21 protein-coding genes are annotated in these 19830 nt (G+C 69.1%); 17 read left to right on the top strand and 4 right to left on the bottom strand.

Translation table 11 applies throughout. The annotated features are described in order from the left end of the window. The first annotated feature begins 95 nt into the window (after positions 1 to 95). From ACWEH3_RS20805 to ACWEH3_RS20750, 12 genes are all read left to right on the top strand, one after another. Positions 96 to 290, top strand: coding sequence for a ubiquitin-like protein Pup (locus tag ACWEH3_RS20805; RefSeq protein WP_014986166.1), 195 nt, complete (start codon positions 96 to 98; stop codon positions 288 to 290). Then, entirely contained in the window at positions 287 to 1147 is an 861-nt protein-coding gene (prcB, locus tag ACWEH3_RS20800) for a proteasome subunit beta (RefSeq protein WP_450020605.1), read from the top strand. Before ACWEH3_RS20805 ends, prcB begins: the two co-directional genes overlap by 4 nt. Beyond that, positions 1144 to 1944: a proteasome subunit alpha gene (gene prcA / locus ACWEH3_RS20795; RefSeq protein WP_450020603.1), complete on the top strand. Its 801-nt coding sequence runs from the start codon at positions 1144 to 1146 to the stop codon at positions 1942 to 1944. Before prcB ends, prcA begins: the two co-directional genes overlap by 4 nt. Before the next feature lie 218 nt (positions 1945 to 2162). After that, a complete protein-coding gene (gene pafA / locus ACWEH3_RS20790; RefSeq protein ID WP_174186519.1) occupies positions 2163 to 3521 on the top strand; it encodes a Pup--protein ligase in 1359 nt (452 codons plus the stop codon). 125 nt (positions 3522 to 3646) lie between these two features. Next, positions 3647 to 3943, top strand: a complete 297-nt coding sequence (locus tag ACWEH3_RS20785) for a thiamine-binding protein (RefSeq protein WP_450020601.1) — start codon at positions 3647 to 3649, stop codon at positions 3941 to 3943. A gap of 211 nt (positions 3944 to 4154) precedes the next feature. Then, entirely contained in the window at positions 4155 to 5150 is a 996-nt protein-coding gene (locus ACWEH3_RS20780) for a helix-turn-helix transcriptional regulator (protein WP_450020599.1), read from the top strand. Next, positions 5147 to 6124 carry a helix-turn-helix transcriptional regulator gene (locus ACWEH3_RS20775; protein WP_450020597.1) on the top strand — a complete coding sequence of 326 codons (978 nt, stop codon included), beginning with the start codon at positions 5147 to 5149 and terminating at the stop codon, positions 6122 to 6124. Before ACWEH3_RS20780 ends, ACWEH3_RS20775 begins: the two co-directional genes overlap by 4 nt. Positions 6125 to 6146: 22 nt before the next feature. Further along, positions 6147 to 7196: a 2-dehydropantoate 2-reductase gene (locus ACWEH3_RS20770; RefSeq protein WP_450020595.1), complete on the top strand. Its 1050-nt coding sequence runs from the start codon at positions 6147 to 6149 to the stop codon at positions 7194 to 7196. 64 nt (positions 7197 to 7260) lie between these two features. Further along, positions 7261 to 7521: a Sec-independent protein translocase subunit TatA gene (gene tatA / locus ACWEH3_RS20765; RefSeq protein ID WP_450020593.1), complete on the top strand. Its 261-nt coding sequence runs from the start codon at positions 7261 to 7263 to the stop codon at positions 7519 to 7521. Between the two features lie 98 nt (positions 7522 to 7619). Beyond that, on the top strand, positions 7620 to 8573 hold the full coding sequence (tatC, locus tag ACWEH3_RS20760) for a twin-arginine translocase subunit TatC (protein WP_355077569.1): 954 nt from the start codon (positions 7620 to 7622) through the stop codon (positions 8571 to 8573). Between the two features lie 3 nt (positions 8574 to 8576). After that, complete coding sequence (locus ACWEH3_RS20755; RefSeq protein ID WP_450020591.1) at positions 8577 to 11279, top strand: DEAD/DEAH box helicase; 2703 nt, start codon at positions 8577 to 8579, stop codon at positions 11277 to 11279. 164 nt (positions 11280 to 11443) lie between these two features. Beyond that, positions 11444 to 12130 carry a DUF4333 domain-containing protein gene (locus ACWEH3_RS20750; RefSeq protein WP_450020589.1) on the top strand — a complete coding sequence of 229 codons (687 nt, stop codon included), beginning with the start codon at positions 11444 to 11446 and terminating at the stop codon, positions 12128 to 12130. A 438-nt stretch (positions 12131 to 12568) separates the two neighbouring features. Here ACWEH3_RS20750 and ACWEH3_RS20745 read toward each other — a convergent pair whose 3' ends face one another. Then, positions 12569 to 13534 (bottom strand): 5'-3' exonuclease, encoded by a 966-nt coding sequence (locus tag ACWEH3_RS20745; protein WP_450020587.1) that lies wholly within the window; start codon positions 13532 to 13534, stop codon positions 12569 to 12571. Positions 13535 to 13618: 84 nt separating this feature from the next. Between ACWEH3_RS20745 and ACWEH3_RS20740 the strand changes: the two genes are divergently transcribed. After that, positions 13619 to 14746, top strand: coding sequence for a M24 family metallopeptidase (locus ACWEH3_RS20740; RefSeq protein WP_450020585.1), 1128 nt, complete (start codon positions 13619 to 13621; stop codon positions 14744 to 14746). Positions 14747 to 14787: 41 nt separating this feature from the next. On the opposite strand, the gene ACWEH3_RS20735 is transcribed toward ACWEH3_RS20740, so the two are convergent. Then, a complete protein-coding gene (locus tag ACWEH3_RS20735; protein WP_450020583.1) occupies positions 14788 to 15231 on the bottom strand; it encodes a PPOX class F420-dependent oxidoreductase in 444 nt (147 codons plus the stop codon). Positions 15232 to 15332: 101 nt separating this feature from the next. Between ACWEH3_RS20735 and ACWEH3_RS20730 the strand changes: the two genes are divergently transcribed. The 4 genes from ACWEH3_RS20730 to ACWEH3_RS20715 all read left to right on the top strand — a co-directional run bounded on the left by ACWEH3_RS20730 (position 15333) and on the right by ACWEH3_RS20715 (position 18793). Further along, complete coding sequence (locus ACWEH3_RS20730) at positions 15333 to 16088, top strand: SDR family NAD(P)-dependent oxidoreductase (protein WP_450020581.1); 756 nt, start codon at positions 15333 to 15335, stop codon at positions 16086 to 16088. Beyond that, positions 16085 to 17350, top strand: a complete 1266-nt coding sequence (gene cbiE, locus ACWEH3_RS20725; RefSeq protein WP_450020579.1) for a precorrin-6y C5,15-methyltransferase (decarboxylating) subunit CbiE — start codon at positions 16085 to 16087, stop codon at positions 17348 to 17350. The genes ACWEH3_RS20730 and cbiE overlap by 4 nt, the downstream gene beginning before the upstream one ends. 79 nt (positions 17351 to 17429) lie before the next feature. Next, entirely contained in the window at positions 17430 to 18047 is a 618-nt protein-coding gene (locus tag ACWEH3_RS20720) for a hypothetical protein (protein ID WP_450020577.1), read from the top strand. After that, complete coding sequence (locus tag ACWEH3_RS20715; protein WP_450020649.1) at positions 18044 to 18793, top strand: cobalt-precorrin-6A reductase; 750 nt, start codon at positions 18044 to 18046, stop codon at positions 18791 to 18793. The genes ACWEH3_RS20720 and ACWEH3_RS20715 overlap by 4 nt, the downstream gene beginning before the upstream one ends. 30 nt (positions 18794 to 18823) lie before the next feature. Here the strand turns inward: ACWEH3_RS20715 and ACWEH3_RS20710 are convergent, their stop codons facing one another. Further along, on the bottom strand, positions 18824 to 19363 hold the full coding sequence (locus ACWEH3_RS20710; protein ID WP_450020575.1) for a PadR family transcriptional regulator: 540 nt from the start codon (positions 19361 to 19363) through the stop codon (positions 18824 to 18826). Between the two features lie 49 nt (positions 19364 to 19412). Then, on the bottom strand, positions 19413 to 19808 hold the full coding sequence (locus tag ACWEH3_RS20705; RefSeq protein ID WP_450020573.1) for a hypothetical protein: 396 nt from the start codon (positions 19806 to 19808) through the stop codon (positions 19413 to 19415). Positions 19809 to 19830 lie beyond the last annotated feature (22 nt).

Below are 19830 nucleotides of genomic sequence, written 5' to 3'. Positions count from 1 at the left end.
GGTAGTGTTGAGGGACGAGCACGGACAATGCTCATGATCGGGGCCGTGCTCACCATGGGTCCCGATCATGGTGAGGACAGAGGAGGTCGGCTGCCATGGCACAAGAGCAGACCAAGCGCGCCGGGGGTGGCGACGAGGACGAGGGCCCCGACGGTGTAGACGCCGCCGGTCAGGAGCGCCGCGAAAAGCTGGCGGAGGAAACCGACGACCTGCTCGACGAGATCGATGACGTGCTCGAGGAGAACGCCGAGGACTTCGTCCGCGCGTACGTGCAGAAAGGTGGCCAGTGACAGTCGGTGACCCCTCGCGTCTCCACCTGGGGTACGCCCTTTCTTCCTTCTCCGACTATCTCCGCATGCATGCTCCGGATCTTTTGCCCGGCAACAAGTTCGGACAGGGTGCCGCCGGAATCCCCGGCGGCACTTCCGCGAAGGAGATCGCTCCGCACGGCACCACCATCGTGGCGGTGAGTTATCGCGGCGGTGTGCTGATCGCCGGTGACCGCCGTGCCACGCAGGGGAACCTGCTGGCCAGCCGGGATATCGAGAAGGTCTACATCACCGACAGCTACTCCGCGGCGGGCATCGCAGGCACCGCGGGCATGGCGGTGGAGATGGTGCGGATCTTCGCGGTGGAGCTGGAGCACTACGAGAAGCTCGAGGGCGTGCCGCTGACCTTCGACGGCAAGGCCAACAAGCTGTCGAAGATGGTGCGCGAGAATCTGCCCGCGGCCCTGCAGGGTCTGGCGGTGGTGCCGATGCTGGTCGGCTACGACCTGGACGCCACCGATGCCGACAAGGCGGGCCGCATTGTTTCGTTCGATGTGGTGGGTGGACGCAGCGAGGAGCGATTCGGGTACGCCGCGGTCGGTTCCGGCTCGATGTTCGCGAAGTCCTCGCTGAAGAAGTTGTACGCCAAGGGAATCGATCAGGATCGCGCGTTGCGCATCGCTGTCGAGTCGCTGTTCGACGCGGCCGACGACGACACCGCGACGGGTGGCCCGGATCTGGTGCGCGGCATCTTCCCGACGGCGATCGTGATCGATGAGGAGGGTGCGGTCGAGGTGACCGAGTCGCGGCTGGCGGAGATCACCCGCGGCATCATCGCCGACCGCGAGGCCGCCGAAGAAGGGAGCGCCTGGTCATGACGTTGCCGTACTACGCGTCGGCCGAGCAGATCATGCGCGACAAGACCGAGCTCGCGCGCAAGGGCATCGCTCGGGGGCGCAGCGTCGTGGTCTTGACGTATGACAAGGGTGTGCTGTTCGTCGCGGAGAACCCGTCCGCGACGCTGCACAAGGTGAGTGAGCTCTACGACCGCATCGGGTTCGCCGCGGTCGGCAAGTACAACGAGTTCGAGAATCTGCGCAGGGGCGGCATCCTGCAGGCCGACATTCGCGGGTATCAGTACGACCGCCGCGATGTCACCGGCCGGGCGCTGGCCAATGCGTACGCGCAGACGCTCGGCACGATCTTCACCGATCAGCTCAAGCCGTACGAGGTGGAGATCTGTGTGGCGGAGGTGGGTTATCCGGAGCGGGCCGCGCAATCGGTGCTGTACCGGATCACCTTCGACGGATCGATCGTGGACGAGCGCGAGTTCGTGGTGATGGGCGGCACCACGGAGCCGATCGTCACCGCGCTGAAGTCGTCGTATCAGCCGGGTCTGGACCTGGCCTCCGCGGTCGGCGTCGCGGTGCGCGCGTTGCAGGCGGGTGTTCCGGAAGGCGCGGAGAAGGAGAAGCGGGTGCTGGGCGTGAGCTCGCTCGAGGTCGCGACCTTGGAGCAGGCGCGTCCGCGCCGGGCGTTCCGGCGGGTGCCCAACGCCACGCTGGAGCGTCTGCTGAGTCCGGCGGAGGCGGCGGAGAAGCCCGCGGTGGAGGAGACCGGCTCCGAGCCGGAGGATGAGAAACCGTCGGCGGAGGAGACTCCCTCAGCGGAGTGATCCGCCGGGGCCGACGAACTCGACGGCCCGCGAACGACGCTTGGTTCGCGGGCCGTATCGGCATGTCCGGGGCCGGGCCGAACTGTGCATCCTCCGGCGAAACCGGCGTTTCACCCGGGCAAATTCCGACAAAGCGGGCCAAATCGTTGTGAAGACGTATGCATACGGGTTGTTCGGTGCCCCACGCAAGACCTCGACTTGGCTGTAATGTCGATGGTGTGCAGCGACGAATTATGGGGATCGAGACCGAGTTCGGTGTGACATGCACCTTCCACGGTCACCGTCGACTGTCCCCCGACGAGGTGGCCCGGTATCTGTTCCGCCGGGTGGTGTCCTGGGGCCGTAGCTCGAACGTGTTCCTCCGCAACGGTGCCCGGCTCTACCTCGATGTCGGGTCGCATCCGGAGTACGCGACCGCGGAATGCGACAACTTGGCGCAATTGGTGACCCACGACCGTGCGGGCGAACGGGTCCTCGAAGAGTTGCTGATCGACGCCGAGCAGCGTCTGGCCGAAGAAGGCATCGGCGGCGACATCTATTTGTTCAAGAACAACACCGACTCGGCGGGCAACTCCTACGGCTGCCACGAGAACTTCCTGGTGGTGCGCGCGGGTGAGTTCTCCCGGATCTCCGACGTGCTGCTGCCGTTCCTGGTCACCCGGCAGCTGATCTGCGGCGCGGGCAAGGTGCTGCAGACGCCGAAGGCCGCCACGTTCTGCCTGTCGCAGCGCGCCGAGCACATCTGGGAGGGCGTCTCCTCGGCGACCACCCGCTCGCGGCCGATCATCAACACCCGCGACGAGCCGCACGCCGACGCGGAGAAGTACCGCCGCCTGCACGTGATCGTCGGCGACTCCAACATGTCCGAGACCACCACCATGCTCAAGGTCGGCACCGCCGCCTTGGTACTGGAGATGATCGAGGCGGGTGTCTCGTTCCGCGACTTCGCGCTGGACAATCCGATCCGCGCGATCCGCGAGGTGAGCCATGACCTGACCGGTCGGCGTCCGGTGCGCCTGGCAGGCGGTCGGCAGGCCAGCGCCCTCGACATCCAGCGCGAGTACTACGCCCGCGCCGTGGAGCATCTGCGCAATCGGGACCGCGATCCCCAGATCGATCAGGTGGTCGACCTGTGGGGCCGCACCCTGGACGCGGTCGAGGCGCAGGACTTCGCGAAGGTCGACACCGAGATCGACTGGGTGATCAAGCGCAAGCTGTTCCAGCGCTACCAGGACCGGTACGGCATGGAGCTGTCCGATCCCAAGATCGCCCAGCTGGATCTGGCCTATCACGACATCAAGCGCGGACGCGGCGTCTTCGACCTGCTGCAGCGCAAGGGGCTGGCCAAGCGGGTCACCGAGGACGAGGCCGTGGACGCCGCGGTCGACACCCCGCCGCAGACCACCAGGGCCAAGCTGCGCGGTGACTTCATCACCGCGGCCCAGGAGGCGGGCCGCGACTTCACCGTCGACTGGGTGCACCTGAAGCTGAACGACCAGGCGCAGCGCACCGTGCTGTGCAAGGACCCGTTCCGCTCGGTCGACGAGCGCGTAGATCGCCTGATCGCGTCTATGTGATTTGCCGCGCTGTGTCGGTTTTTCCGGCGCGTGCGGCGCTGGGTGTTCGCGGCCCATTGGTGGCCGCGAACGTAATAGGCTCGGTCTCGCTTCGCTCGAAACCGGCCTGCGGGCATGATCGAGGCATGATCATCGCCTTCTCCGTCACACCGCTCGGGACCGGCGTCGACGTCGGGCGCGCCGTCGCCGAGGCGGTCCGCGTAGTGCGCGCCAGTGGACTGCCCAATCGCACCGACGCCATGTTCACCACCGTCGAGGGCGAATGGGATGAGGTGATGGACGTGGTGAAACAGGCGGCCGACGCCATCCTGGCCGTCGCTCCACGTTGCAGCCTGGTGCTGAAGGCCGACATCCGTCCCGGCGTGACGGACGCGATGACCGCCAAGGTGGAGAAGGTCGAGCGCTACTTGTCGGAAGACTGATGGCCCGGGCATTTTCGGCCACACCGACAAAGTGGTACCTGCGCGCGGCTCGTTCGTAAGCGCGAATGCCGAGGTCAGTACGTTGCTCGCCGACGCGCCCAGCGCATCACAACCACAGGTTTCGAGCGAAGCGAGACCGAGCCGCGAACACGCCGCTACGAAGTAGCGGCCGAACCAACACAGACCGGCTGCGCAGATTACCCTCTATCGGGTGGCGATATCCAAGGTCGAGCGGCTGATGAATCTGGTCATCGCGCTGCTGTCGACCCGGCAGTTCCTGACCGCCGAGCGGATCCGGGTGAGCGTGGCCGGATACGAGGACTCCGCCAGCGACGAAGCGTTCAGCCGGATGTTCGAGCGGGACAAGAACGAACTGCGTGATCTGGGGATTCCACTGGAAGTCGGTCCGGTGAGCCGGTACTCGACGGTGGAGGGCTACCGGATCAACCGCGACGCCTACGAGCTACCCGACATCGATCTGAGCGATCAGGAGGCCGCCGCCGTCGCGGTGGCGGTGCAGATGTGGGAATCGCCGGAACTCGCCGCGGCCGCGGAGGGGGCGTTGCTCAAACTGCGCGCGGCGGGCATCCACGTGGAAACCGACGCCGCCGTGGCGTCCGTGCCCGCGGTTCCGGCCCGCGCTCGGGGCTCCGAACCCGTGCTCGGCAAACTCCTCGCCGCGATCGACGGGGGCCAGGCGGTGCGGTTCGAGCACCGCGGCGCGATCAACGCCCCCTATCTCATGCGCGACGTCGAACCGTGGGGCGTCGTCACCCATCACGGCCGCTGGTACCTGGTCGGGCACGACCGGGACCGGGACGCGGTGCGCAGTTTCCGGCTGTCCCGCATCGGCGACGATGTGACCGCGTATGGCCCGCGCAACGCCGTCCACAAGCCGGAGGGCGTCGACCTGCGCGCCATCGTCGACCAGGTCACCAGCACCGCACCGGTCAGCGGCTCGGCGACGGTGTGGGTGGCCGAAGGGCGCGGGCGGGAGATCCGCAGGCTCGGCCAGGTGACCGGTGAGCGCGTCGTCGGCGGCCGTACGGGCGCCGTCGTCGAGCTTCCGGTGCGATCCCGCGATTGGCTGGCCCGGCTGATCACCGGCCTGGGCCCGGACGCCGTGGTGCTCGCCCCCGAGTCGCTGCGTGCCGATGTCATCGCGCGACTGCGTTCGGTGTTCGACCGCACGGAGGTGCGGGCATGAGCTCGCGGCTCTCGGTCCGGCTGTCCCGGCTGCTGAACATGATCCCGTACTTCATCGCCCACCCGGGCATCAGCGCGGCCGAGGCCGCCGCCGACCTGGGCGTGACCACCAAACAGTTGATGAGCGACCTCAATCAGCTGTGGATGTGCGGGCTTCCCGGGTACGGTCCGGGCGACCTGATCGACTTGTCGTTCTCCGAGGAGAGCATCGAGGTCACCTTCTCCGCGGGCATCGACCGTCCGTTGCGGTTGACCTCCACCGAGGCGACCGCGTTGCTGGTCGCGCTGCGCTCGATCGTCGACATGCCCGGCATGGTGGACCCGACGGCGGCCCACGCGGCCATCGCGAAGATCGAAGCGGCGATCGCGGGCGGTGCGGAACTCGCGGAGAACGGGCGCTCTCGAACCCCGCCGCCGGAGGCACCCGCGGTGGCCGCCGTGCGGTCGGCGCTGGCGCTCGGCCGGGCGCTGCGGTTGGTGTACTACTCCGCCAGTCGCGACGTGGTGTCCGAACGCATCGTCGACCCGATCCGCATCGTCCTCGTGGACGACAACAGCTACCTGCAAGCGTGGTGCAGGCAGGCCGAGGGGGTGCGGCTGTTCCGCTTCGACCGGATCGAGGCCGCCACCGAGCTGGACGAGCTCGCCCGGCCGCCCGTGCATGCCACCGACGTGACGGCGGGCCTGGACCTGTTCCAGGACGATCCCGCGGTCGCCCTGGCGCGCTTGCGGATTCACGCCGATTACGCTTGGGTGCTGGATCAGTACCCGATGCATCGGCTGGCGGTGCATCCCGACGGCAGCCTGGAGGCGACCATGCGGTTCGCCACGCTGGACTGGATGGCCCGCCTGCTGCTCGGTTTCGGGGCGGGTGTCACCGTCCTCGGCCCGCCGGAGTTGGTGGCGGCGGTGCGCGAGCGGTCGAACGCCGCGCTGGCCGCCTACGAGGAAGCCGGATACCTGGAGGCCAGATGAGGAAGGCAGAGGCCCTACCGGCATGAACAGTCGTGTGCTGGTGGTAGGCGCGGGCAGCATCGGCAACTTCGTCGGCGGCAAGCTCGGTGTAGCGGGGGCGGAGGTCACCCTGGTCGGCCGCAGGCGCGTGCTCGACGAGCTCGGCGCGTCCGGGCTCCGGCTCACCGACCTCGACGGCGGTGACGACGCGTTACCGCCGGATCGATTCCACCGCGCCACCGAACCGGATGACGTCGGCTCGGCGGACCTGGTGCTGGTCACGGTGAAATCGGCGGCGACGGCGGAGGCGGTGCGCGACCTCGCGGGCAAGATCCGGCCGGGCACCGTCGTGCTCAGCCTGCAGAACGGCATCGGCAACGACTCGGTGATCCGGGAGATCCTGCCGCACTGCGTGGTCCTGGCCGGAATGGTGATGTTCAACGTCGTGCACCACCCCGGCGGCCGTTTCCATCGCGGCACCGAGGGCGGTCTCGCGGTACAGGACGATCCGGCTCTGGCGCCGTTCCTGGACGTATTCGAGCGAGCGGGGCTCGGCCTGCGCCGGTATCCCGACCTGCGGCCGGTGCAGTGGGCGAAGCTGCTGCTGAACCTGAACAACCCGGTCAACGCGCTGTCGGGGCGCCCGCTGCGGGAAGAACTCGCCGACCGGGACTACCGCCGTTGCCTCGCGCTCACCCAGCGCGAAGCGCTCGAGGTGATGAACAAGGCGCGAATTCGCCCCGCCCGGCTGACCCCGCTGCCGCCCCGGGTGATGGCCGCGCTGCTGACCGTTCCCGACGGCCTCTTCCGGCGGGTAGCCGGGCAGGTGCTGGCCATCGATCCGATGGCGCGTTCGTCCATGGCGGACGACCTGGAGCTGGGCCGTACCACCGAAATATCCTGGCTGTGCGGGGAAATCGTCGAACTGGGCGCGATGGTCGGGATGCCGACGCCGGTGAATCAGCGGCTGATCGAATTGATCGTCGCGGCCGAGCAGGGCGGCAGGCGCGCGTGGACCGGACGGGAGCTGCTCGGCCAGCTGCGGGCCGCAGCGGCGGGCGCCGTGCCCGAACGCAGGGCGAACGAGCAGTGACGGCGGCGTTCGCGCACGTCACCCTCCGGTAGCATCGAAACATCACAGTCTTGGGAGGTAGATCATGGGCAGTCTGAGCATCTGGCACTGGCTGATCATTGCGGTGGTCTTCGTGATGTTCTTCGGCGCGAAGCGGATGCCCGACGCGGCCCGCAGTTTGGGCCGATCGTTGCGCATCTTCAAGAGCGAAGTCAGTCAGATGCAGAACGAGAGCAACGCGCCCACCAGCGGCGCGCAGGCTCAGCAGCCCGCACCGCAGTTGCCCGCCGCGCAGCAGCCGACGCCGCAGGCCACCGAGCCCCGCACCGAGCAGAAATCGGTCTGAGCGGAGCCGCTCGCGCCGGAGTGAGGAAGAACTCACTCCGGACTCAGTGCTGTTGCCGAGCCGTGCGAGGCACGTGAACCCAGGGGCGATCACCAACCATGCGAATCCCGTTCGATCCGCGGCGCAGTAAGCGCAGGACCAATCCCGACGGCACCATGTCGTTGGTCGAGCATCTGCAGGAGCTGCGTTACCGGTTGCTCGTGTCGATCGCCGCGGTGATCGCGACGACCGTGCTCGGGTTCCTGTGGTACGGGCACGGGTTCCTCGGGATCGAGAGCCTCGGTGAGATCCTGCGCGGGCCGTATTGCTCGCTGCCCTCCTCGGCCCGTGCGTCGCTGACCCCGGACGGCGAGTGCCGTCTGCTGGCCACCGCGCCGTTCGAGCAGTTCACGCTGCGGTTGAAGGTCGGCCTGACCGCAGGCGTGGTGCTGGCGGCGCCGATCTGGCTGTACCAGTTGTGGGCGTTCATCACCCCCGGGCTGTACGCGAAGGAGCGCAAGTACGCGGTCGGGTTCGTCTCCTCGGGCACGGTGTTGTTCGCCGCCGGCGCGGTGCTGGCCTACGTGGTGATCGCGCACGCGTTGAGCTTCTTGCTGACCATCGGCGACAACGTGCAGATCACGGCGTTGAGCGGGTCGCAATATTTCTCGTTCATCATCCAGTTGCTGATCATCTTCGGGGTCAGTTTCGAGACGCCGTTGCTGATCGTCGGGTTGAACCTGGTCGGCGTGCTGACCTACGAGCGCCTGAAGGCGTGGCGGCGGGGGATCACCTTCGGGTTGTTCGTCTTCGCGGCGATCGTGACTCCGCAGGATCCCTTCTCGATGCTGGCGCTGGCCTTGGCGTTGACGGTGTTGTTCGAGGTGGCGATCCAGTTCTCCCGGGTCAACGACCTGCGCCGGGCGCGCAAGGAGCGCGAGGGCTGGGGTGCGCTGTCGGACGAGGAGGCATCCGAACTCGGCGCCCCGTCACCGATCGATCCGGCCGGGTCGATCGGTACGCCAGCGGAGAAATCCGCACGACCGGTGTCGGACTACTCCGATACGCTCTGACGAGTGACAGTTGACCGGTCGCAGACGGGCGAGTTGACCGCATTTTCCGCCGAGCTGAAGTTCCGGCTGGATCCGTTTCAGCGCGAAGCCTGTGCGGCGCTCGAAGAAGGCCACAGCGTACTCGTCTGTGCCCCCACCGGCGCGGGAAAGACGGTCGTCGGTGAGTTCGCCGTTCACCTGGCGCTGGCGGCGGGCGGGAAGTGCTTCTACACCACACCCATCAAGGCGCTGTCGAACCAGAAGTTCGCCGACCTCACCGATCGCTACGGCCGCGACCAGGTCGGACTGCTGACCGGCGACCAATCGATCAATCCCGACGCGCCGGTGGTTGTGATGACCACCGAGGTGCTGCGCAACATGCTCTACGCCTCCTCGGACGCGCTGCGTGGGCTGTCCTATGTCGTGATGGACGAGGTGCACTACCTCGCCGACCGGTTCCGCGGCGCGGTGTGGGAGGAGGTCATCCTGCACCTGTCCCCGGACGTGCGGCTGGTCAGCCTTTCGGCCACGGTGAGCAACGCCGAGGAGTTCGGCGCCTGGATGGAGACCGTGCGCGGCGACACCGCGGTGGTGGTCGACGAGACAAGGCCGGTTCCGCTGTGGCAGCACGTCATGGTGGGACGGCGGATGTTCGACCTGTTCGACACCAAATCCACCGAGCAGAAGGTGCTCGTCGACGAAGACCTGGTGCGGTTCATCCGCCACCGTGAGGCGGCCGATCGGATGAACAGCTGGGGCGCCCCGCGCAACGGCCGCGGTGGCCCGCGCCGGGATTTCCGCCCGCTGCCCCGGCCGGAGGTGCTCGCCAAGCTGGACGAAGAGGGCTTGCTGCCCGCGATCACGTTCATCTTCAGCCGGGCGGGATGCGACGGCGCGCTCGCCCAGTGCCTGCGCTCGCGGCTGGATCTGAGCCGTCCGGAGGAGCGCGACGAGGTCGACGCGATCATCGACAAGCACACCGGCGATCTGCCCAAGGCCGATCTGGAGGTGCTCGGCTACTGGGAGTGGCGCGAGGCGCTGCACCGCGGCCTCGCCGCGCATCACGCCGGGATGCTGCCCGCGTTCCGGCACACCGTCGAAGAGCTGTTCGTCAACGGGCTGGTGCGTGCCGTCTTCGCCACCGAGACGCTGGCGCTCGGCATCAACATGCCCGCCCGCACGGTGGTGCTGGAACGGCTGGTCAAGTTCAACGGCGAGTCGCACGCCGAGCTCACACCCGGGGAGTACACCCAGCTGACCGGGCGTGCGGGGCGGCGCGGCATCGACGTCGAAGGCCACGCGGTGGTGTTGTGGCAGCCCGAGGTGGACACCAGCGCGGTCGCAGGCCTGGCCTCGACGCGCACCTATCCGCTGCGCAGCTCGTTCCGGCCGGGCTACAACATGTCGATCAACCTCATCGATCGGATGGGTGCCGACGAGTCGCGCGCCCTGCTGGAGCGATCGTTCGCCCAGTTCCAGGCGGATCGGTCGGTGGTCGGGCTGGTGCGCGGCATCGAGCGCAACGAGGGGGCGCTGCGCAAATTGCGCGACCAGCTCGGCGGTGCCGAAGGCGGGTTCCTCGAGTACCTGTCGCTGCGCGAGCGGATCAAGCAGCGCGAGCGGCAGTTGGCCCAGCAGAGCCGTGCCGACCGGCGAGGCGCCGCCGTGGACGCGCTCGGCGCGCTGCGGCGCGGTGACGTGGTGGCGATTCCGTCCGGCCGCCGCGCCGGGCTCGCGGTGATCCTGGAGCCGGACGCGACGCCGGGCGATCCGCGGCCGCTGGTGCTCACCGAGGACAAGTGGGCCGGACGAGTTTCGGTCGCCGACTTCCCGGTGCCCGCCGAGGCGCTCGGGCACATGCGGCTGCCGCGCCGGGTGGATCACCGCACCGCGCGCATCCGCCGCGACCTGGCCTCCGCGCTGCGCAGCACGGGAATCTCGGTGCCGGGCAGGCCACGTCGCGGCAGGCAGTCCGCCGCGGCCGACGACCGGGAACTGGCCACCTTGCGCCGGAGCCTGCGCGCCCATCCGGCGCACTCCCGGCCCGATCGCGAGCAACTGGCCCGGATCGGCGAGCGCTACAACCGGTTGCAGCGCGAAACGGAGGCGATGCGCCAGAAAGTTGCCGCGACCACCAATTCGCTGGCGCGCACGTTCGATCGGATCCTCGGTCTGCTGGAGGAACGTGGATTCGTGCACGAGAGCGAGGTGACCGCGGACGGTCGCCGGTTGGCGCGCATCTACGCGGAAAGCGATCTGCTGGTAGCCGAATGCCTCAGGAAGGGGTTGTGGCGCGGTCTCGGCCCGGCCGAGCTGGCCGGTGTGGTCTCGATCCTGGTGTACGAATCCCGCCAGGAGGGCGGCTATCTCGGCGCGACCGGACCGACGGCTCCGATCCGGCGCGCGGTAGGCGCGACCATCGGCGTCTGGTCCGAGCTGCGCTCCGACGAAGCGCGACACAAGCTGCCGCCGACCAGGGAACCCGATCTCGGTTTCGTCGACGGCATCTACAAATGGGCGCGCGGCGACGGGTTGGCCGAGTCGTTGCTCGCCAGCGGCGACCAAGGCGCGCCGCTGTCGGCCGGTGACTTCGTGCGCTGGTGCAGGCAGGTGATCGATCTACTCGATCAGATCTACGGCACCGCTGACGATCTCGAGGTCGCCGCCACCGCGGCGAAGGCGGTGCGGGCGATCCGGCGGGGCGTCGTGGCGGTGGACGCCGCCTGAGCGGTGTCAGCGCCGGGCGCGCGGCGGGCGGCAATATCAACACGGCGGATTCGATTGTGATTTGATTTCTTTCGCGTACCGACCGTGGCGGAGTAGTCGTGTCATGCGACGAGGCCCACGCGGGGGGCTACCGTGTGTACAACGATGCGAGTGGAGGCAAGCAAATGAGCGGCCCTTACGGACCGAACGACCCCGGGGAGGGACGCAACGATCCCACCCAGCAGTGGGGTGGACAGCAGGCGCCGGGCGGGGCCGGTCCCACGCAGCAGTGGAGCGGTCAGCCGCAGACCCCGGCCTCGGCGCAGCCGACCCAGCATTGGGGTGAGCAGCAACCTCAACAGCAGCAATGGGGGCAACCCCAGCAGCAGTGGAGTCAGCAACCGCAGCAGCCGCAGTGGGGCCAGCAGCCCGCTCAGGGCCAGCAGCCGCAGTGGGGCCAACCGCAGCAGCAGGACTGGGGCCAGCAGGGGCAGCAGCCGCAGTGGGGGCAGCCGCAGCAGCAGTGGGGCGCTCCCGGACAGCAGCCTCCGCAGCAGGGCGGCAAGAACAAAGGCCTGATCATCGGGCTGTCGGTGCTCGGTGTCGCGGTGGTCGGCGCGATCGTCGCGCTCGTGCTCGTGTTGACCGCCAAGGACCAGCTGGACCAGGCCGCCGTGCAGGACGGCGTGAAGAAGGTGTTGTCGGATTCCTACGGCATCCAGGACATCAGCGACGTCTCCTGCCCCTCCGGCCAGGAAGTCAAGGTCGACGCCACCTTCGAATGCAGCGTGAAGGTCAGCGGCGAGGCCAAGAAGGTGAGCATCAAGATCACCAAGGACGACGGCACGTACGAGGTCGGTCGCCCCAGCTGAGCTGTGTTTGATTCTCCAGCGCCCGCGGCGCCGGGTTTTCGCGGCCCTCTGATGGCTCGCGTTTGCGCGAGCCGGGCCGCGGACGGCGGATGCTCGGTCTCGCTTCGCTCGGAACCTGTGGCGGAGGTGAGCTGGGAGTGTCAGGCCGCACGCGGACCTCGGCGTTTGCTTTCGCCACTGGAGGGAAGCCCTACCGGCGATTTGTGGCGGACCTCAGGGTGGTTTCGGCGACCGTGATGCAGACGGGGTGAGCCGGAGTGGTCGCGTGCAACTGTCGCCGATGGCTCCGGATGGCTCCGTAGCGGACACCGATGCTGGTCGGGGCTGGTGTCAGAGCGGATGCCGCTCTCGGTTCGGCAGCCGCGAGTCCGAACGTGGCGTGCTCGGTTCCGCATCGAATGGCTCTTCGCGACGGGTGCGACGGCTTCGCCCTCCGGGTCAGGCGGTGCGGGTGGCGAGTGCCGTGATCAGGCGGGTGACCGGGCTTTCGGCGTTGTAGGCGGTGGCGAGGGCGTGTAGGCGGGCCGGGTCGGCCGGTTCGGCGGGGAGGACGTCGTCGCGGGACAGGGCTACCTCGGCGTCGCAGACCACCCGCACGACCGGCGCGGCGGCCTTCAAGTAGTCCTCGGCGGCGCGCAGCCGGGCACGCACGCCTTGCGACAGGTCGGCGCCGGGATCCTCGACGGCCGCGACGAGGGCGTCCAGGGAGCCGAAACGGGAGATCAAGGTGGCCGCGGATTTCTCGCCGATGCCCGCCACTCCGGGCAATCCGTCCGAGGCGTCGCCGCGCAGCGTCGCCATGTCGGCATAGGCCGGGCCGGCGTTCCGCTGCGGCACACCGTACTTCGCCGACACCTCGGCCGGGCCGAACAATTCCGCCTTGGCCAGCCCCCGTCCGGCGTAGAAGACCCGTACCGGGGGCGCGGGCTCGTCCCGGACGAGTTGCAGCAAGTCACGATCGCCGCTGACCACGACCACCTCGTCGGTGCGCTCACGAGTCGCCAAGGTGCCCAGCACGTCGTCGGCTTCCAAGCCCTCCGCCCCGCCGGTCGCGATCCCCGCGGCGTCGAGCACCTCGAGGATCATCTCGACCTGCGGGGTGAGCCGGTCGGGAACGGTCTCGGCGCCAGGTGCGGCATCGGGCGATGTGTCCAGCCGGTGTGCCTTGTAGGACGGGACCAGCTCGACTCGATACGCCGGGCGCCAGTCCAGATCCAGACACACCACCACTCGGCTCGGGGCGAACCGGGTGATCAGCGACGCCACCATGTCGGTGAAACCACGCAGCGCGTTCACCGACCGGCCGTCGGGTGCGGTGATCTTGTCGGGGATGGCGTGGAAGGCGCGGAACCACAGACTGGCTCCGTCCAACAGCAGCAGGGGCCCACCGGAAGCAGAGGTCACGGGCTGAGGCTACTCGGTCGCGGCGACACCGCCTCGGCGAAGTTCGGCGTTCGCCGGGCCCGCCCGGCGGGTAACGTCGGACGAATGAGCTCGCATACGGATTCGAGGTTCGCGGCGGACGTCTACGGTGCACGGCTGGAGCGGGCGGTGGGGCTGATGCGGGCCGCCCACCTCGATGCCCTGTTGATCACTCCCGGCCCCGACCTGCGCTACCTGATCGGCTCGGCGGCCGAGTCGTTCGAGCGGCTGACCTGCCTGGTGATCCCCGCGGACGGTGCGACGCCGTCGGTCGTGATCCCGAAACTGGAGCTGGCGTCGCTGGAGGGCTCCGCGGCGGGCGAACTGGGTCTGCAAGTGCTGGACTGGGTCGACGGCACCAACCCGTACGCGCTGGTGAAGTCCGCGCTGCATGTGGGTTCCCGGGTGGCCGTGGCCGATGTCATGCCCGCACTGCATCTGCTGCCGCTGGCCGAGTCGTTCACCGGTCTGCCGGTGTCCGCCACTCCCGTCCTGCGCGAACTGCGCATGATCAAGGACCCCGCCGAGGTGGACGCGCTGCGCCGTGCGGGTGCGGCGATCGACCGGGTGCACGCGCGAATGGGCGAGTTCTTGCAGGTGGGGCGCACCGAGGCGGAGGTCGGCCGCGATATCGAGGCCGCGATCGTGGCCGAGGGGCACACCGAGGCGGCGTTCGTCATCGTCGGCAGCGGTCCGCACGGGGCGGACCCGCATCACGGCGTGTCCGAGCGCCGGATCGAGGCAGGCGATGTGGTGGTCGTCGACATCGGCGGCCCGGTCGAACCGGGCTATTACTCCGATTCCACCCGGACCTACGTCCTGGGCGAGCCCGATCCGGAGGTCGCCGCCCGCTTCGCCGAGCTGGAACGCGCGCAGGCCGCGGCGGTCGCGGCCGTCCGCCCGGGCGTCACCGCGGCCGCGGTGGACGACGCGGCGCGAAACCCCTTGACCGAAGCCGGTTTCGGGCCCGCATTCGTGCACCGCACCGGACACGGCATCGGCCTGTCGGTGCACGAGGAGCCCTATATCGTCGCGGGCAACGACCTCGTCCTGCAGCCCGGCATGGCATTCAGCGTGGAGCCCGGCATCTACTTCCGCGGCGAGTGGGGCGCGCGCATCGAGGACATCGTGATCGTCACCGACGAAGGCGGTGAATCCCTGAACAAGCGGCCGCACGGCCTGACGGTGCTGTGATCGACGGCTGACGGCGGCGAGGAAGGCGTCCGGCGGAGGCGCTAAGCGCTCGCGCCGTTCCCGCCCGCCGCGCCATCCCCGGCCGTTGCGACCAGCGTGCTGCTGGACAGGACGCGCCGGACCTGGATGGCGATCACCACGCGGGTCGGGTTCTCCCGGGGCACGCGATAACGACCCGCGTACCGCTCGACTGCCTCGGCCACCTCGTCGGGTGCCTCGAGCACGGTGGCCGGGCCCTCCAGCGTGAGCCACCGGATGCCGTCGACCTGGCTGACCGCCGCGTAGCCGGAGCGGCGCACGTTGCGTACCTTCACCGACCCGTCGTTGGTGATCACGCGCGCGATCCCGGCCTCTTGGTCCCAGGTGAATCCCACCGCCACGACATGGGGCGTTCCGTCCGCGCGCAAGGTCGTCAGCGTGGCGAGGTGCCGTTCGGCGACGAACTCGAGGGCGGCGGGCGAGAGCTCAGCAGTACTCGTCGGCATCCCCCGACCGTAGCCGTCGGCGCCCGTCCCCGCCGCACCAGCCCGAACCGCGCCGGTGCGCGATGACGAGCCGCGCCCGTGTCGATGACAGACTGAGGCGCATGGGAACGCGTGGTTTGTCCGACGGGACCGTGCTGCTGCTGGGCGGGCGGAGCGAGATCGGACTCGAGGTGGCGCGACGGCTGGCGCCGGGACGAGCGGTGGTTCTGGCGGCCCGGCGCAGCGGCGAATTGGACGCGCAGCGCGCGGCGATCACGGCGGCGGGCGCGAGTGAGGTGCACACCGTCGAATTCGACGCCGACGACATGGCGAGTCATCCGGCGTTGCTGGAGAAGATCGCCGCCGAGCACGGGCCGATCGGGATCGCGGTGCTCGCCTTCGGTGTGCTCGGCGATCAACAGCGCGCCGAGCGAGATCCCGCCCACGCGGCGGCGATCCTGCATACCGACTTCGTCGCCCAAGCGGGCGTTCTCACCACGGTGGCGAATCTGTTGCGGGCGCGAGGGGCGGGACAGATCGTCGTGTTCAGCTCGGTCGCCGGCGTGCGGGTCCGGCGGGCGAACTACGTCTACGGTTCGGCCAAAGCGGGACTCGACGGATTCGCCTCCGGTCTCGCGGACGCCCTGCACGGCAGCGGCGTGCGGTTGCTGCTGGTGCGTCCCGGGTTCGTGATCGGGCGGATGACCGAGGGAATGTCCCCGGCGCCGTTCTCCAGCACGCCGGATCAGGTTGCCGACGCGGTGGTGAAGGGTCTGCGCCGGGGCGCGAGCCGAGTCTGGGTGCCCGGAATCCTGCGACCGGTGTTCTTCGCGATGCGACTGCTGCCACAACCGATCTGGCGCCGGATGCCCCGATGAGCGCCGCGCCCGGGTCGTGGGCAGGAACACCGGTCACGGTCGTCGGAATCGGTGCCGACGGCTGGGACGGCCTCGGTCGCGCCGCGCGGGAGGCCGTCGATGACGCCGAAGTCCTGTTCGGTTCCGTGCGCCAGCTCGCGCTCGTGCCACCCACCGTGGCGGCGCACCGGGTGACGTGGCCGTCGCCCCTGCTGCCCGCGCTGCCCGGCCTGCTCGAACGGCACGGCGGGGCGCGGTTGTGCGTCCTGGCCAGCGGCGATCCGATGTTCTACGGAATCGGCGTCACCTTGGCTCGATTGCTGGGCGCGCAGGCGCTGCGGGTGCTGCCGCAACCGTCTTCCGCCTCCCTGGCCTGCGCCCGCCTGGGCTGGCCGCTGGCCGAAACACCGGTGGTCAGCGTGGTCGGGCGTCCGTTGGCTACGGTGCTGCCCGAGCTGGCCGACGGCAGGCGGCTGCTGGTGCTCAGCGCCGACGAGCACACACCGCGGGATCTGGCGCGACTGCTCGGGGGCCACGGTTTCGGCGGTTCGGAGCTGACGGTACTCGAGCAACTGGGCGGTTCCGCCGAACGGCGCCGCGCCGGAATCGCGCAGCAGTGGGAACACCCGCCGGGCGACCCGCTGAACGTCGTGGCGATCACCTGCTCGGCCGACCCGGACCGGCTGCGCGCCACCCGCCTGCCCGGACTGCCGGACGAATTGTTCGGCGGCGATGGCCAGCTCACCAAGCAAGAGGTCCGCGCGCTGACGCTGGCGGCGCTGGCGCCCGCGCCTGGAGAATTGCTGTGGGATGTGGGCGGCGGTTCGGGCAGTATCGCCATCGAATGGTGCCGGGCGCATGCGGGGAACCGGGCCGTCGCGTTCGAGCGGCTCGAGCGCAGGCGACGCCAGATCGCCGACAATGCCGCGGTTCTGGGCGTGCCGCACATCCAAGTGCGCGGCGAAGTGCGTGGCGAACTGGCCGCCGATACCGGAATCGCCGCGCCCGACGCGATTTTCGTCGGTGGTGGCCTGACCCAGGACGGCGTGCTGGAGACATGCTGGACGCAATTGCGTCAGGGCGGCAGGCTCGTCGCGAACGCGGTCACGGCGGAATCGGAATCGTTGCTGCTCAGCTGGTCGAACGCCCAGGGCGGCATATTACGGAAGTTCCAGATCTATCGCGGGGAACCACTGGGCTCCTTCACCACCTGGCGTCCGCAGCTTCCGGTCACACAGTGGTCGGTGGTGAAAACCGCGCGAGCCTTCCCCGCGGAGGCGTGAACACGTTACCGGTCACGCGGTAGGGTCGGGGCCGAGTTCCGATCATTGACCGGAAATCCGATTCCTGTTGGGGAGATAGATGAGATACAAGAAGTTCGCCGCTACCGCATTGCTGGCTGTCGCCGCTACCGGAGTCGCCGCCGGCACTTCCTATGCCGCCCCGGTGCCGCCCGCGGTGCAGGACCAGGCCGCTGCGGCGCCCACCGTCACCGGCAGCGATCAGGGCGTCGGTTACGCGCTGCAACTCGCCGACGCGGGCAAGTCGGTGGTCACCAGCGTGACCGGGGGCGCGTTCAGCGTCGACACCGACAACCGGGCGGTCACGCTGAAGAACTCCGCTGGCGAGACCGTCACCACCATTCCGCTCACCGCGACGGCCAAGGGCCAGGAGGTCCGGATCGCCGCGGCAGTCGCCGACGAGGGCAGGCAGCTCACGCTGACGCCGCAGGTCGCGCCGACCGCGAACGCGCCGGTCGCCGCCGAGTTCATCGGCGCGCAGGAGTGGTTCTTCGCCGAACTGCAGCGCGCCTCGCTCGGCGCTCTGGTCGGTGGCCTGATCGGCGCCGCCATCGGCATCGTGTTCTTCGGTGTCGGCATCCTGCCGGGCGCGGTGCTCGGCGCGCTGATCGGTCTGGCCGTCGCGGGCGGGCCGTCGCTGCTGAACGCGGGTATCGCCTACTTCAGCGGTCAGCCCTGAGAGTTCTGATTCTGGGCGGCACCCGGGAAGCGCGGGAGCTGGCCCACATCGCCTCCGGCGAGCGAGGATTCGAGATCGTGTCCTCGCTCGCCGGTCGTGTGCGCGCACCCTTGCTGCCCGAGGGCCAGGTCCGCGTCGGCGGCTTCGGGGGCGCCGAAGGACTGCGCGCCTGGCTCGCGGCCAACGACGTGGCCGCGATGGTCGACGCCACTCATCCGTTCGCGGCCGCCATCAGCGCCAACGCGGCAGTCGCCGCGCGAGTTTCGGGTGTGCCGCTGGTGCACCTGCGCCGGCCCAGGTGGGTCGAGCAGGCAGGAGACCGCTGGACGCGCGTACCCGATCTCTCCGCGGCCGCGACAGCGGTCGGCACGTTCGGCGAGCGCGTGTTCCTGACCATCGGCAGACAAGGCGTCGAGGCGTTCGCGGGACTCGACCGGCCCTGGTTCCTGATTCGCGCCATCGACCCGCCGGAGGGCGCGCTGCCGCCGCGGCACGAATTGCTGCTCGCCCGTGGGCCGTTCGCGGTGCAGGACGAAGCGCGGCTGCTCGCGGAGTATCGGATCGACGCGCTCGTCACGAAGGACAGCGGCGGGGAGCAAACCGAGGCCAAACTCGCCGCCGCCCGCGCCGCGGGCATCCCGGTGGTCGTGGTGGACCGCCCGCCGCTGCCCGAAGGCGCGCGGATCGTGGAATCCTCTGCGCAAGCGCTGCATTGGCTGCGCGCCCGGCGAACCCGGCGCGGCTGAGACGTTCCGGCTCGCGACGAGCCGGAGAGATCAGCCGCCGAGAATTTCCGGCAGATGATCGAACCAATCCAGCACCGTGCGCTCGTAGCGAATCCCGAAATCCAAGGTGGCGCGGGCGAATGCGGTCTTACCTTCCGGGTCTTCGGCGAGATACCGGGTGAGCCGGGCCTGATGGATCTCCCGGTTGGCGGCGATGATGCCGTCGAGCCGATCGCGATCGAGATGCTCGCCGAAGGAGAGCGTGAGCAGCAACGGTACCCGGATGGTTTCCCCGCCGGGATCGCGGACGACCCACTCCAGGAACGCTTCCCGGCCCGCGTCGGTGATGTGGTAGGGGGTGCGCTCCCTGGCGCCGGTCTCGCCCTTCTCGACGAGTCCCGCCGCGTCCATGGTGGCGAGTTCCCGGTAGACCTGGCTCTGTGTGATGGTCCAGAAGTCGCCGATGCGCTCCTGGGCCTCGGTCACCAGATCCCATCCCGACATCGCGCCTTCGTGCAGAAATCCGAGCAACGATGCCGCCGTCGAGTTCAGTGGCTTGCGCTTGGTCGCGGTGTTGGTCAACGACTGCATCCCTTCGCTCTCAACATTCCATAATGGAATGTTACCGGAACGGGGTGGGTCAGGCGTCGCCGGTCAGCTTGTCGAGCCGGGCGAGCACCTGCGCCATTCCCTGCTCCAGCCGTGCCTGTCCTTGTTCGAGCTGCGCCTGGCCGCGAGCGAGCGCGGCCTGGCCCTGTTCCAGACGGACCTGTCCTTGTTCGAGCACGGTCACCTTGCGGTTGAGTTCGCCCACATTCTCGCGCAGGTCTCCGACGTCCTGGCGCAGCTCGCCGACGGCTTCGCCGAGGGTTTCCGCGCGCCGGTCGACCCGGCCGATGCCGTCGAGCGCCTTCCTGGTCAGCGCCGCGAGTTCGTTGAGGACCTCGCCCTGTTCGTCGAGTGCCTGTTCGCTCGCGGTGGCCCTGGCCTCCAAGGCTCGGGCGCGCAGCGTCAGCTCCGACAGTGTCGCGGCCAAGGTCCCTCCGATCTGCTTCGGT

The organism is Nocardia sp. NPDC004718 (genome assembly GCF_053601535.1).
The sequence above is the reverse complement of the archived record's forward strand: the minus strand, read 5'-3'. Positions and strand labels throughout refer to the sequence as shown.